This is a genomic window from Akkermansia muciniphila (assembly GCF_040616545.1).
GTDB lineage: Bacteria > Verrucomicrobiota > Verrucomicrobiia > Verrucomicrobiales > Akkermansiaceae > Akkermansia > Akkermansia muciniphila_E.
The window spans coordinates 1,740,790-1,754,119 of record NZ_CP156688.1 but is presented as its reverse complement, the minus strand read 5'-3'; the positions used below and the strand labels follow the sequence as shown (position 1 = coordinate 1,754,119).

Below are 13,330 nucleotides of genomic sequence, written 5' to 3'. Positions count from 1 at the left end.
GGTGCATACGCTGAATGCCTTCTTCCCGTCCGGAAGCATTCCGTCAGGGGAAAGCTTTTCTCACATCCCCAGGGACTGCACGATAAACAAAACAACGGACCCTATATACACCGCCCCCAGCACAAGTGCGGAACAGCACAGGAACAAACGGTATCCGGCGCCCACAGCCAGCCTTCTCAAGGGAGATTCCGGATGCCGCCGCACCCGCCACGCGCATAGTAAAAAGAACGCAGCCGCCCCCGCAGACACGAGCAGGGCAGCCTTTAACAAGGGGGGGTAATAATCAAACACCACCCGGTTACGCCCCTCGTCCAGACGCACCGCCATCAATTCCCCCACTTTTTCAATGGGCGCTTCCACGCCGTTGCGTTCGGCTTTCCATCCCCGGTCGTAAACCACTGGAATCATTAACGCCTCTTCCTTTCCAGCGGACAAAACGGCCTCCACATGCCCTCCCCATCCCCGTGCCTCCAGCCCGTACTTATCCTGTTCCCTGCCCAGCACCGGCACTTCCTGCTCCGGCACGCGCGCCTCAGCCGCCAGAAGAGGGGCCTCCACCGGACGGCGCAGAATTCCCTCCACTACGGTTTCCCCGGCTCTGCCCGCCTGCTTCAATTCCAAAACTCCGTTATAAGTGCGCCCCGTCCAGCCCGGCTTCCCCTGCGCCACTGCCATCACAGGGACGGCCAGCCCATTGACCCGGAAGTCATCAATATCCGTTTGCGGAAATCCGTACACAGCGCCGGAACATTCCGCAATCTTCCCCCTGTATCCATCACCATCCTTCTCCGTCTGCACTTCCACGGGAACGTACAGGGCCCCTTCCCCAGATGGACAAAGAGCGGCATGCAAGGCATTGAGATTCGTGAATACATCAGCCTCCGCATCAAGCCTCAGTCCCAGAGCGTTTTGGGGAACCACCAGCCCCCACCGGGCGCCCGGAAGCCTGTACAAGTGCATCCCGTGCCCGGAAAGCACCCTTTCCATTCCTTCCACGGGACGGGACGCCAGCATAAATCCATTCCCCAGCAGCAAATCTGAGAACAGGGTTCCCCCTTGTCCGTACGTGCGCGTGAATTCATCCCGGTACCCCAGGTTTTTCAGAAAACGGAAATGGGCTATGCTCGTGGTATGCCGGAAATTGCTGATGCTAGGCACCGGCCCCAGGCAGGCGGAATTCTCCACCAGCAGGCGGTCCCTGTCCTTCACGCGCAGAAGCCCGGCGCACCCGTCCATGCGGCGCGCCAGCCACTCCGCATGGAGAGCCTGGACAGCGGCTTTCTCCTCTTCTCCCCGCTTCCAGAATGCGGCAGCCCCCACGGGCAGCCCCAGCATCATCACGGCGGCGATGGACCATGCCAGCTTCCCGCCTTCCGCATGCCGCCAGCAGAACCATGCACACGCAAAAAACAGCAGGGGCAGCAGGCGCACCGCCAAATCCGCATCCGTCACGGAAAGGACAAGCAGGGAAACGGCAAAAGCCGCCGCGGGAAGGCCCAGGCACAGCCCCCAGCCCCAGTTGCGCCCCGCCGGTTCCGGCAGCCTGCCGCCGGACAAAATCCAGGCGCAAAAAGAGACTGCCACCAGATTGGGGATGAACCCGAACCGGACGGGAAAATCCACATAGCTCCACAGATGGGCGGCCCGGTGAAGGGGTTCAATGAATGCGGGAAGCACGGACGCGCCCAGCAGGAGAAGGAACAACCGCCTCCCCCGGTCCGATGAAGAAGCCTCCTTCCTCCCATAGGCCAGATAGACGGCCGCCAGGGAGGCGCAGGCCATTCCCGGCAGGCACGCATACAGGCGTTCCAGGAATTTGGGAGGGTCAAACGGCCACGTCAGTTCAAAAAACGTGGGCGCAGTCATGAACAGGGAGCGCATGGAATCCCGGCTCATGTCCATCATCGGCAACCAGTAGTAGCAGGTAGCCAGCGTCACCGCCGCCGTGTACCAGAACACGCGGGCCAGGCGCACGCGGCGTTCCTCCGTTCCTTTCAGGGGCAGCGTATAGGCCCAGGCGAACAGCCAGCCAAGGACAACAGCCATGAATGCGCTGTACAGGGAAGTGGCCAGCAGAAAAAGCCCCACGGCGTACAGCCACCCCTTTCCCCCGTTTACCAGCCGGTAAAGGCCCAGGGCAAACAGGGGGAACATGGCCGCATGGTCCAGAAACTGCATGAATCCGTACTTGGTCTGGAAAAATCCCCCCAGCGCATATCCCGCCGTCAGGAGCACGGTCCAGCACACGGACAGGGAGGGAAACACGCGCCTCAGGAACCAGGAGGCCGTCAGGCAGATGCACATCACATCCGCCAGCATCACCCAGACCATGTCCTTCAACAGGAAGGAGTCCCCCATGGCTACGGCAATCCAGGTGGAGGGAACCAGCAGCTGGTGCGGCAGCGTGGGGCTCACGCGAATACCCGCACCGGAATTGACATCATAAAAAAAGGACCCGTCACACATGCCGCTCATCAGGGCGGACGCGTAATACTTCAAGGTGGGATAAACGAGCTGCCCGTTATCCATGTATTCCAGAAAATGGCCTCCAAGCGGCCAAATACCCCGCACCGCCAGAAACAGGAACAATGCCGCCAGGGCAAACGCCATGGAGGCCAGAGACGTCAATACCGGACGGGATGAAGCGGGTTCCATGGGAGCGGTCAGCGGACAAAAGGTTCAGCGGTCTGCACCAGTTTCAGGGCGCGGGCGCACTCCTCCACGTCATGGACACGGTGGATACCGGCGCCGTGCAGATGGCCCCACACCGTCATCACGGCGGTGCCCAGCGGGGCGCGCCCCTGCTCCACACTTCCCAGAATGGCGCCCAGCATGCGCTTGCGGGAAAGGCCCAGCAGCACCGGGCGCCCCGCCACCTGAAGCTTGTCCATATTGGACAGCAGGGCCAGATTGTGTTCCACCGTCTTGCCGAAGCCGATGCCGGGATCCCAGCAAATCTGTTCCGGAACAAGCCCGCGCGCCAGCAGAAAATCATAACGTTCCTCAAAATAACTGCGCACCTCCCCCACCACGTCACCATAGGAAGGCGCCTCCTGCATCGTCTCCGGCGTTCCCTGCATGTGCATCACCACCACGCCGCAACGCGCCGCGGCGCACAGCTCCGCCATTCCCTCCTCCTGCAATCCGGAAATATCATTGATCACGTCCGCCCCGGCTTCCAGCACGGCTTCTGCCACGGCTGCATGGCGGGTATCCACGGAAATCACGGCCTCCGTGCACGGGCGCAATTCCCGCACCACGGGAAGCACCCGGTCCAGTTCCTCCTCCACGGAAACCTCCGCGGCCCCCGGCCTGGTGGACTCCCCGCCTATATCCAGAATCAGAGCGCCCTGCCGTTCAAGCTCCTTCGCATGGGAGACGGCGCGTTCCAGCGTATGGAACCGCCCTCCGTCGGAAAAGGAATCCGGAGTCACATTCACTATTCCCATCAGCACGCCTCCGCGCTCCACATTCAATAGGTCTCGCCTTACAAGCCAGTTCATCTAATTACGTTCTTGTCAAAGGCACTATACATCACTTTAATAAGTCAGAAACACTTTTTTCATCATGAAAATATCGCCCCTGCTTCTCATCGTTCCCCTGGCCATGACATCTGGAGCCCTGGCTGCCGGCCAGGACGATTTCAATGTCCAGACCTCCTCCTCCCGCCTGGTCAAGCATGAAGACGGATCACGCAGCTATTTTGAAAAGACCAACGAAGGCAAGGGGATGAAAAAAACGACTTACAATACCCATAACGTGCTGGTTTCCGTAACGCTTTACACCCGGGGCAAATACAACCAGCTTCTCTCCTGCCTCATCTTCGACGGGCAGAAAAACGAGCTGTTCTACGTAAGCTACGGCTACAACCAGAACGCAGAGCTGGTGGAAGAACGGATGTTCGACTCCAAGACCAAGGAACTCGTGCGCCGCTTCCTTTACAGGTATGACGCCATGGGCAACCGTAGCAAGCCCGTGTGCATCACCCTGGTTAAAGACAACAAAAACGTGGAGAAATACGGCAAGGAAACCGCTCCGGAAAAGGACCCCTTTGCCGCCGACTTCGAAAAGAAGAACAAGTAGGCTCCGGAATACCGGGGAAAACTGTTCCACCCCACCACCTTTCAACCGGTCCCATCCCCGTGATGCCCGTCCGGTTTTACCTTTCATGCCGCGTGAAGCAGGCCGGAGGGATACGCACCTCTCCCAACAAGGGAGGAACGCGCACGAATGTCCTGTTTAAGTCTAAAACACGGCTCCCCGCGTCAACCGCCTCAATCCGTCCTGTACCGGAAACGGGGGCGGATTCAGGAACGCCCCGTCAACAGAGCGGGGAGTCTTATTCCTCGTCGCTGGCCTCCAGCCTGTTCCGCCAGCGGCGGGCCACCCAGGGACGCACCAGTCCGTAAAGCAGGTAAATGGAGAAAATGACCGCGGGCATCACCCACGGGAACTTGAAAATACAGATGACCGCCAGCACAATGAGCACGATCGCGTACATCGTTCCCCGCGTACGCATGTTGATATGCTTGAAGCTGGGATAAACCACCCGGCTCATCATCAGGACGGACACTCCCGCCATCGCCAGCGCAATCACGTACTTGAACACGCCCAGGTCCATGGCTCCGTCCGGAGCCCTGCCCGCCAGGTACATCACCAGGTACATGGTGGAAACCACGGCTCCCGCCGCCATCGGAACGGGCAGGCCCACAAAATCGCTGCTCTGCCCCTCCTTCCGGGGAGCGGCCGCCATGCAGTTGAACCGCGCCAGGCGCAGGGCGGCGCACAGCAGGTACAGGATGCCGATGCCCCAACCCACCTCCGGCGGAGAAAGCTGGAACAGGACGGCCTTGGCCACCAGCAGCGCCGGGGCGATGCCGAAGGAGACGATGTCCGCCAGGGAGTCAAACTCCCGTCCAAACGGGCCGTCCTGCCCGCGCATGCGCGCGATGCGGCCGTCAAACAAATCAAACAGGCACGCCGCGAAAATCAGGAACGTGGCATTCTGGTAATAGGAAAAGGCCGCCACGGCGTCGCTGTCCGCCTGGTTGATCCCTTCAAAAATCGTCAGAATGGCGAAAAATCCGCACACCAGGTTCCCTGCCGTAAACAGGTTCGGCAGAATGGGAATCTCAGGTTCGTCCGGAAAAATCTTCTTGTCCATGATCAGTATCCAGTGGGGCGCCCCTGTACGGGGCTAATCATTAATAATATTGCGGGCCGCCGCAGCCAGGGCCTGGGGATCTGCATCCTGCGGGGCGGAACCGCGGGCCTGGTCCGCACGGCCGCCCCCCTTGCCTCCGGCAAGAGCGGAAACCTCACGGATCATGTCTCCGGCGGACAATCCGTCCGCAATGGCATCTTTGCCACAATAAGCGCCCAGGAGCAAGGAAGAACTGTCCACGCACAGCAGGAAGGCGGCGCCCGCATACTGGCGCTTTTTCAGACCGTTCAGTAATTCCTGGAGCAATTCCCCGGCGCCCTCCGCCACCTGGATCAGGGAGGCGGGGTCATCGGAAAGCCATTCATTCAGCAGGGCGTCAGCCCTGGCGGCGGACTGCCCGGCGCGGGCCTTCTTAAGCTTCTTTTCCGCCTCCAGGGCCGTCTGCTTGAAATGCTCCACGGAGGCGTCAAAACGCGCCAGGGAATCATTCACCGTCCGAATGTCGGAAGCGCCCAGGGCGGACAGCCCCGGCTTGCCTTCAATCGTGGGGACCGGGACCTGTTCCAGCCCCATATCCGCCAGTTCCCCATTCACCTCCTTGATTTTTTCCACCGCCCTGGCGATTTCCAGGCTTTTGGCGACGACGTGCTGGCGGATCATTTCCAGAGCCGCGTCTCCCGTCATGGCCTCAATGCGGCGCACGCCGGAGGCGATGGCCCCCTCGCTCTTGATCTTGAACAGGCCTATATCCTTCGTATTGGCAATGTGCGTGCCGCCGCAGAACTCCATGGAAACGCCGTCCAGTTCATTCCGGCAGCCGCCCACCTGGACCACGCGCACCACGTCCCCGTACTTGTCGCCAAAGAACTGGGCAATCGCGGAATTTCCCTTCACGTCCGCATAGGCGCGTTCCGTGCAGTGAACCGGCAGGGCCTCCTCAATCCAGCCGTTCACCTTCTCTTCAATCCGGCGGAGCTGGTCCGGCGTGACGGCGCCGCTGTTAAAGTCAAAGCGCAGGCGGTCTTCCGAAACGTAGGAACCCTGCTGGGCCGCATCCGGGCTCACCACCTGGTGCAGGGCGCAGTGAAGAAGGTGGGTGGCGGTATGGTGCGCCTCCACACGGCGGCGGCGTTCCGCGTCAATGCTCAGATGCACGCGGTCCCCCGGCTTCACGGCCAGCCCCTCGCGGGCTTCCACCACATGGGCGCGGGCATTCCCGATCTGCTGGACGGCCATCACATGGTAGCTGTCCCCGCCTATTTCAATCAACCCGGCATCGGAAACCTGGCCGCCCATCTCCGCGTAAAACGGAGTCTTGTCCGTAATGATGAACAGGGAATCCCCCTGGCGGCTCACTTCCAACACCGTGGCGGCGCATTCGTCCACATCGTACCCCGTGAACTCCGTCACGGCATCCGTCTTCAAATCCAGGGCGCGGACCACCTCGCTCTTGCGGGCGGCGCGGGCGCGTTCCCGTTGCTCATTCATCAGCCTGTTGAACCCGTCCATGTCAATTTCCAGCCCGCGTTCTTCCGCAAGCAGGGCCGTCAGGTCAATCGGGAAACCGTACGTATCATACAGCTTGAACGCAAACTCCCCGCTCACCTTTCCGGCGGAAGCCGTTTCCGCATCAAACAATTCCAGGCCGCGGTCCAGCGTTTCATTAAAGCTGGCCTCTTCACGGTTCAGCACCTCCTTCACGGTGGCGGCGCGGGTGGCGAGCTCAGGGAACACCTGGCCGAAGGATTCCACCAGCGTATCCACCAGTTCCGCCAGGAACGGCTGGGTGAAGCCCAGGCGCCGGCCGTAGCGCACGGCACGGCGCAGAATGCGGCGCAGCACGTAATTACGGCCGTTGTTGCCAGGCAAAATGCCGTCCGCTATGGAAAAACTGAGCGTGCGCAGATGGTCCGCAATCACGCGGAAGGCAATCGCCTCCTGAAGGGAATCATCCTGCGCGCCCACCTTCTTGGAACCGGGCGCCGGATACACGTCCGCATACTTGCGTCCGCTTAAAACCTCCAGACGGTCAAACAGGGGACGGAACACGTCCGTGGCGTAATTGGACGGCTTGCGGGAAAAATCCTTGAACCCGTCCGTGCACTGCATGATGGAGCACGCGCGTTCAAAGCCCATGCCCGTATCCACATGGCACGCCGGAAGATTGCGCATGGAACCGTTGCTCTCCGCATTATACTGGATGAACACCAGGTTCCAGATTTCTATGCACTGGTCGGAATCCTTGTTCACCAGGCTCCCCTTCGTATCCCCCTTCGGGGTCAGGTCCACGTGCAGCTCGGAACAGGGGCCGCAGGGGCCGGTTTCACCCATCATCCAGAAATTATCCTTCACGTTCCCGTGCACGATCTGCACGTCCGGGTCCAGACCGCGGGAACGGAACAGCTCCGCCCAGTAATCCCAGGCCTCCTGGTCAAACTCTCCGGGATCGCCCTTGCTCTTGTCCGGCGAGTATACGGTGGCGTACAGCCGTTCCGCCGGGAACCCCCACCGTTCCACCACCAGCTCCCAGGCCCACTGGATGGCCTCCTTCTTGAAATAATCCCCAAAGGACCAATTCCCCAGCATTTCAAAAAACGTATGGTGGTAGGAATCATAACCCACATCCTCCAGGTCGTTGTGCTTGCCGCCGGCGCGGATGCACTTCTGAGTGTCCGTGGCGCGGGCAGGCGTCCACGGCGGGGTCCATACCCCCAGGAAATACGGAACAAACTGGTTCATGCCGGCATTAGTGAACAACAATCCGGGGCTCTGGGGCATCAAAGAAGCAGAGGGCACGACCGTGTGCTGTTTCTCGCGGAAAAAGTCCAGAAAGCTTTGGCGTATCTCGGTGGCGGTCATCATATCAATAATAGGAAAAGTAAAAGTCGCCGGATTATGCCTGTTCCGCCCCCGTTAGTAAACCGCTAATTCCTTCTCCGTCATGCCGGACGTATTTTTACTTGTAAAAAATTATACACTTGTATAAATAGAGACATGAAAAAACTGGTGATCCTCCTGATTCTTCTTGCGGCGGCAGGAGCGGCAGCCTGGTTCATCTACCGGGAAGCTCCGTCCGGGCCTGAGGATAAAGCCGTCCTTTACGGCAACGTGGACCTGCGCCAGGTGGACCTGGCCTTCCTGATCTCCGAACGGATTGACTCCGTGCTGGTGGATGAGGGAGACACCGTGGTCCCCGGGCAGAAACTTGCCACGCTGGAAACGGTGCGCCTGCAGCAGGCTGTGGATGAAGCGCGCCAGACGGCGGAGGCCGCGCGCCAGAACTACCTGCGCGTTAAAAACGGCCCGCGCGCGGAGGAAATAGCCCAGGCGCGGTCAAACGTGGAAGCGGCGGAAGCCACGCTGAACAACGCCGCAGTGCGCAGCAAGAGACTAGTGGCACTGGCTGACACCAAATCCATCTCCCGGCAGGAGGCGGACGACGCCGTAGCCTCCCAGCAAGTGGCGGCGGCCAACCTGGACGTAGCCAGAAAACAGCTGGAACTGCTGCTGGCGGGCTCCCGCGCGGAAGACATTGCCCAGTCCCTGGCCCAGTATAACCAGGCGAAGGCCAACCTGGTCATCAGGGAACAGAACCTGAAGGACGCCGTGCTTTACGCCCCAAGCAACGCCGTGGTGCGCAACCGGATTCTGGAAAAGGGGGACATGGCCTCCCCGCAGAAACCCGTGTACAACCTCTCCCTGAACCACACCAAATGGGTCAGGGCCTATCTGACCGAATCCCAGCTGGGAAAGGTAAAACCCGGCTTTTCCGCCACCGTCCATAACGACAGCTTCCCGGATACGGACTTCAAGGGAACGGTGGGCTTCATCTCCTCCGTGGCGGAATTCACGCCCAAGAACGTGGAAACGCCGGACCTCCGGACCGCCCTGGTATATGAAGTGCGCATCATCGTGGACGATCCGGACAACCGGCTGCGGCTGGGCGCCCCCGCCACGGTCACCATCCCGCTGGACCAAGCCGCCGGGCAGCGGGCTCTGGAACAGCCCAGGCCATGAACGCGGACTCCCAGCCCCTGATTGACTGCCGGAACGTCCGTAAAATGTTTCCGGACCCGGCGGGCGTTCCCTTTGCGGCGGTGGACGGCGTCTCCTTCCGCCTTTCCCCCGGGGAAATCGTGGGCCTGCTGGGGCCGGACGGCGCGGGAAAAACCACCCTCATCCGCCTCATCACCGGACTGATGAAGCCGCATGAAGGCTCCATTTCCGTACTCAATCTGGACTCCGTCAAAAAAGCGCGGGCCATTCAGGCCTCCATCGGGTACATGCCGCAGAAATTCGGTCTTTACGAGGATCTTACCGTGAGGGAAAACATGGAGCTTTACGCCCGCATGCACGGCGTCTCCGGTCAGGACCGGGAAAAACGCTTCCGCAGCCTGCTCTCCATGACCAGCCTGGAGCGCTTCACCACGCGCCTGGCGGGCAAGCTCTCCGGCGGCATGAAGCAGAAGCTGGGGCTGTGCTGTTCCCTGGTCTCCTCCCCGCCCCTGATCCTGCTGGATGAACCCACCGTGGGGGTGGACCCGCTCTCACGCCGGGAACTCTGGAACATCCTGGGGCAGTTCTCCCGTGAGGAAGGCGTGGGCGTGCTGGTCAGCACCTCCTACATGGATGAATCCGCCTACTGCAACCGCACCCTCATCATGTACAAGGGGGGCCTGCTGATGGATGCTCCGCCCGCGGACGTCATCGCCCGCGCGGAGGGCATGTGCATCACCGTACGCACGCCGGAAGGCATCCACGCGCGCCAGTTCCAGAGCAGGCTGGCCGCCCTGCCCGGAATCATCAACGCCACTCCACAGGGAGGCACCGTGCGCATCATCCTGCCGCGTGACCACCCCACGCGGCAGAAGCTGGAGGAATACCACCCGCAGCCGGGGCAGCCGGATTTTTCCGACGGCTTCATGACCCTGCTGGCCGGACAGACGGACCTCACCCCGCAGGACATCCCCGCTCCCGCGGAAACACCTCCTCCCGACCAGGGGACCGGCGGAGAAACCATCATCCAGGTAACGGACCTTGTACGCAAATTCGGCAGCTTCACCGCCGTCAACCACGTCAGCTTCTCCGTCAGCCGGGGGCAGGTATTCGGCCTGCTGGGACCAAATGGAGCCGGAAAAAGCACCACGTTCCGCATGCTTTGCGGCCTCCTGCCCGCAACCGGAGGCACCCTTAACGTGGCCGGAGCGGACCTGAGAACCGCCGCCGCCCGCGCGCGGAGAAGAGTGGGGTACGTGGCCCAGAAATTCTCCATGTACGGCATGCTCACCACGCGGCAGAACCTGGAATTCTTTGCCGGAGCCTATGGCATGGCCGGAAAGGAACGGCGGGACGCCATCCGCTCCATGGAAGAAGAATTCCACCTCACCCCGTACATGAATGCCCCCGCAGCCCACCTGCCCGGCGGCTACAAGCAGCGCCTGAGCATGGCGTGCGGCCTGCTCCACTCCCCGGACATCCTCTTCCTGGACGAACCCACCTCAGGCGCGGACCCCCTGGCCCGGCGCGACTTCTGGCTGCGCATCAACTCCCTGGCGGAAAAAGGCGTCACCATCATCATCACCACCCACTTTCTGGGGGAAGCGGAATTCTGCGACAACATGCTCATCATGATGGACGGAACCACGCTGGCGGAAGGCTCTCCGGATGAAATACGCAACTATGCCCCGCCCCGCAAGGACGGCGCCCCGGCCTCCCTGGAAGACGCCTTCCTGGCCATCACGGAGGAACACATGCGGAAGGGAGGGGAAAAATCATGACGGCCTCCCTCAAACGCATCGGCGCCCTCATCGTCAAGGAACTCCACCAGGTGGTGAGGGACCCCGGCAACATCGGCATCGCCGTCATTCTCCCCGCCGTGCTCCTGCTCCTCTTCGGCTACGGCATGAGCATGGACATCAAAAACGTGCGCATCGCGTACCTGGCCGTTCCGGCCTCCAGCGAATCCACCAACCTGGAAACGCGCCTCACCCTCTCCAAATACTTCCAGACCACCCGCGTCTTCTCCTCCCGCGAGGCGGAAGAAAAGCTGCGCACCCATCAGGCGGACGCCTTCATCGCCCTGCAAAGCGACGCCCCGGACACGCTCAACGGCGGCGTCACGAAAGTCCAGATCGTCGTCAACGGAGTCAACGCCAACCAGGCCACCCTCATCCGCAACTACCTCCAGGCCGTTGTGGGCTCCTGGGCGGCCTCCCTGGACAGACAGTCCGCCCCCGTGCTGGACGTGCAGACGCGCACCCGCTTCAATGAAGCCAACGACAGCCACTACTACCTGGTTCCCGGCGTCATCGTCACCATCATGACCATGATCGGGGCGCTCCTCACCTCCCTGGTCATGGCGCGGGAATATGAACGGGGCACGCTGGAAAGCCTCTTCGTCACCCCCGTGGGCAGCGGGGAAATCCTCACCGCCAAGGCGGCCACCAACTTCCTGCTGGGCATGGTCAGCCTGGCCATCTCCATGGTCTTCGCCGCCTTCGTCTTTGACATTCCCATCCGCGGCTCCCTCACCCTGCTGCTGGCGGTCTCCGCCCTCTTCCTGATCGTAGCCCTGGGGCTGGGCCTCGTCATCTCCACCGCCACGAAAAACCAGTTCCTGGCCTGCCAGTTCGCCATCATGGGCACCTTCATGCCGGCCCTCATGCTCTCCGGCTTCCTGTATGACATCCTGAACATGCCGCCCGCCGTGCGCGCCCTCACCTACATGATCCCGGCGCGCTACTACGTCACCCTGCTCCAGACCCTCTTCCTGGCCGGGGACATCCCCTCCGTCATCATCCCGTGCTGCATCACGCTGGGCGTCTTTGCCGTCGTCCTCATGGGCATCGCCCGCCTGAAAGCCCCCAAATCCCTAGAATAACGCCATGGACTTCTTCGTCAGAATAGCCTCCCTCGTCAAAAAGGAACTGCTGGCCGTCCTCCGGGACAAAAAAAGCCGCATGGCCCTCATCATCCCGCCCGTCATCCAGATCTGCATCTTCGGATACGCGGCTACCATGAACGTCACGCGCGTGCCTTACGCCGTGCTGGACAAGGACGGCGGGGAAGCGGCCGCCCAGTACATCGCGGACCTGGAAGGCACCGGCATCTTCCGGCGGCAGGCCACGGCAGCCACGGAAAAGGACATCGACCGCATGATCGACAACCGGGACATTGTCGTAGGGCTCACCATTCCGCCGGACTTCTCCCGCAACCTCCAGACGGGCCGCCCCGCCTCCCTCCAGCTCATCGCGGACGGGCGCAACGCAAACACGGCAGCCATCGCCCTCGGCTACGCCCAGCAAATCGCCTCCGGCTTCGGCGCGGACCTGGCCGTCAAAAACGGCGCCGCCACCCCGGTGGAAATAGAAGCCCGCTCCTGGTTCAACCCCAACCTCATCACGCGCTGGTTCATCGTGCCCGGCCTCATTGCCGTCCTCGCCCTGATCAACTCCATCCTATCCGGCGCGCTCTCCATCGCCCGGGAACGGGAGGAAGGCACCTTTGACCAGCTTCTGGTAGCCCCGTACAACCCGGGGGAAATCCTGCTGGGCAAAGGCATCGCCACGGTCATCACCGGTTCCATGCAGGCCGTCTTCGTGGTGCTGGTAGCCATGTTCTGGTTCCGCATCCCCTTCCAGGGCTCCATCTGGCTGCTTGCCGCGGCCATTCTGCTCTTCATCATCACCGCAGCGGCCATCGGGCTGTGCATCTCCTCCTTCGCCCAATCCCTCCAGCAGGCCATTGTGGGAACCTTCCTGCTCCTGGTGCCCATGGTCATGCTCTCCGGCTTCGCCACCCCCATCTCCAGCATGCCGGACATCTTCCAGGACCTCACCCTGCTCAACCCCATGAGGTACGGCCTGGAGCTCATCCAGCGCATCTTCCTGGAAGGGGCCGGATTCCTGGACCTCTGGCCGCTCTTCGGGGCCATTCTCATCGTAACGGCGGTATCCGTATTCGCCGCCATCTTCTCCTTCCATCACAAAATCTCCTGACGGAAAACTCCACGGGAAACTCTCCCTTCCCGGCCCCCGGAACATCCCGGCGCCCTTTTGCCCTTAGTCTTTCGTCTTGAACATTTTCATCACGCCAATCCCGTCACCCGCATAAAAATACTTGCATCCGGCCCGGTTTTTCTATTCTATCTCCTTCGTTCTCCTTGAG

Annotated in this window: 9 protein-coding genes; 5 read left to right on the top strand and 4 right to left on the bottom strand. The window is 61.3% G+C overall.

Going from position 1 to position 13,330, the window contains the following annotated elements; genetic code table 11:
- Positions 1 to 60 precede the first annotated feature (60 nt).
- Positions 61 to 2,655: a YfhO family protein gene (locus ABGM91_RS07190; protein ID WP_354830891.1), complete on the bottom strand. Its 2,595-nt coding sequence runs from the start codon at positions 2,653 to 2,655 to the stop codon at positions 61 to 63.
- An 8-nt stretch (positions 2,656 to 2,663) separates the two neighbouring features.
- Positions 2,664 to 3,503, bottom strand: a complete 840-nt coding sequence (folP, locus tag ABGM91_RS07185) for a dihydropteroate synthase (RefSeq protein WP_354830888.1) — start codon at positions 3,501 to 3,503, stop codon at positions 2,664 to 2,666.
- A gap of 64 nt (positions 3,504 to 3,567) precedes the next feature.
- Here folP and ABGM91_RS07180 point away from each other — a divergent pair, with 64 nt between their 5' ends.
- Entirely contained in the window at positions 3,568 to 4,083 is a 516-nt protein-coding gene (locus ABGM91_RS07180; protein WP_290566204.1) for a hypothetical protein, read from the top strand.
- A 256-nt stretch (positions 4,084 to 4,339) separates the two neighbouring features.
- Here the strand turns inward: ABGM91_RS07180 and pssA are convergent, their stop codons facing one another.
- The gene (gene pssA / locus ABGM91_RS07175) at positions 4,340 to 5,164 is read right to left on the bottom strand and encodes a CDP-diacylglycerol--serine O-phosphatidyltransferase (protein ID WP_102713129.1); all 825 of its coding nucleotides are present in this window, start codon (positions 5,162 to 5,164) and stop codon (positions 4,340 to 4,342) included.
- A gap of 33 nt (positions 5,165 to 5,197) precedes the next feature.
- On the bottom strand, positions 5,198 to 8,023 hold the full coding sequence (gene alaS, locus ABGM91_RS07170; RefSeq protein ID WP_354834830.1) for an alanine--tRNA ligase: 2,826 nt from the start codon (positions 8,021 to 8,023) through the stop codon (positions 5,198 to 5,200).
- A gap of 135 nt (positions 8,024 to 8,158) precedes the next feature.
- Here alaS and ABGM91_RS07165 point away from each other — a divergent pair, with 135 nt between their 5' ends.
- Genes ABGM91_RS07165 through ABGM91_RS07150 form a run of 4 tightly spaced genes read left to right on the top strand, consistent with a single transcriptional unit; the run spans position 8,159 to position 13,161 of the window.
- Positions 8,159 to 9,181 carry an efflux RND transporter periplasmic adaptor subunit gene (locus tag ABGM91_RS07165; RefSeq protein ID WP_354830885.1) on the top strand — a complete coding sequence of 341 codons (1,023 nt, stop codon included), beginning with the start codon at positions 8,159 to 8,161 and terminating at the stop codon, positions 9,179 to 9,181.
- The gene (locus tag ABGM91_RS07160) at positions 9,178 to 10,941 is read left to right on the top strand and encodes an ATP-binding cassette domain-containing protein (protein WP_354830884.1); all 1,764 of its coding nucleotides are present in this window, start codon (positions 9,178 to 9,180) and stop codon (positions 10,939 to 10,941) included. Before ABGM91_RS07165 ends, ABGM91_RS07160 begins: the two co-directional genes overlap by 4 nt.
- The gene (locus tag ABGM91_RS07155; RefSeq protein WP_354830881.1) at positions 10,938 to 12,044 is read left to right on the top strand and encodes an ABC transporter permease; all 1,107 of its coding nucleotides are present in this window, start codon (positions 10,938 to 10,940) and stop codon (positions 12,042 to 12,044) included. The genes ABGM91_RS07160 and ABGM91_RS07155 overlap by 4 nt, the downstream gene beginning before the upstream one ends.
- A gap of 4 nt (positions 12,045 to 12,048) precedes the next feature.
- On the top strand, positions 12,049 to 13,161 hold the full coding sequence (locus ABGM91_RS07150; protein WP_354830878.1) for an ABC transporter permease: 1,113 nt from the start codon (positions 12,049 to 12,051) through the stop codon (positions 13,159 to 13,161).
- The last annotated feature ends 169 nt before the right edge of the window (positions 13,162 to 13,330 follow it).

Bases quoted from the DNA above. Each gene is read 5' to 3' on its own strand.
- ABGM91_RS07190 (WP_354830891.1), bottom strand. From the start codon at position 2,655: ATGGAACCCGCTTCATCCCGTCCGGTATTGACGTCTCTGGCCTCCATG.
- folP (WP_354830888.1), bottom strand. From the start codon at position 3,503: ATGAACTGGCTTGTAAGGCGAGACCTATTGAATGTGGAGCGCGGAGGC.
- ABGM91_RS07180 (WP_290566204.1), top strand. From the start codon at position 3,568: ATGAAAATATCGCCCCTGCTTCTCATCGTTCCCCTGGCCATGACATCT.
- pssA (WP_102713129.1), bottom strand. From the start codon at position 5,164: ATGGACAAGAAGATTTTTCCGGACGAACCTGAGATTCCCATTCTGCCG.
- alaS (WP_354834830.1), bottom strand. From the start codon at position 8,023: ATGACCGCCACCGAGATACGCCAAAGCTTTCTGGACTTTTTCCGCGAG.
- ABGM91_RS07165 (WP_354830885.1), top strand. From the start codon at position 8,159: ATGAAAAAACTGGTGATCCTCCTGATTCTTCTTGCGGCGGCAGGAGCG.
- ABGM91_RS07160 (WP_354830884.1), top strand. From the start codon at position 9,178: ATGAACGCGGACTCCCAGCCCCTGATTGACTGCCGGAACGTCCGTAAA.
- ABGM91_RS07155 (WP_354830881.1), top strand. From the start codon at position 10,938: ATGACGGCCTCCCTCAAACGCATCGGCGCCCTCATCGTCAAGGAACTC.
- ABGM91_RS07150 (WP_354830878.1), top strand. From the start codon at position 12,049: ATGGACTTCTTCGTCAGAATAGCCTCCCTCGTCAAAAAGGAACTGCTG.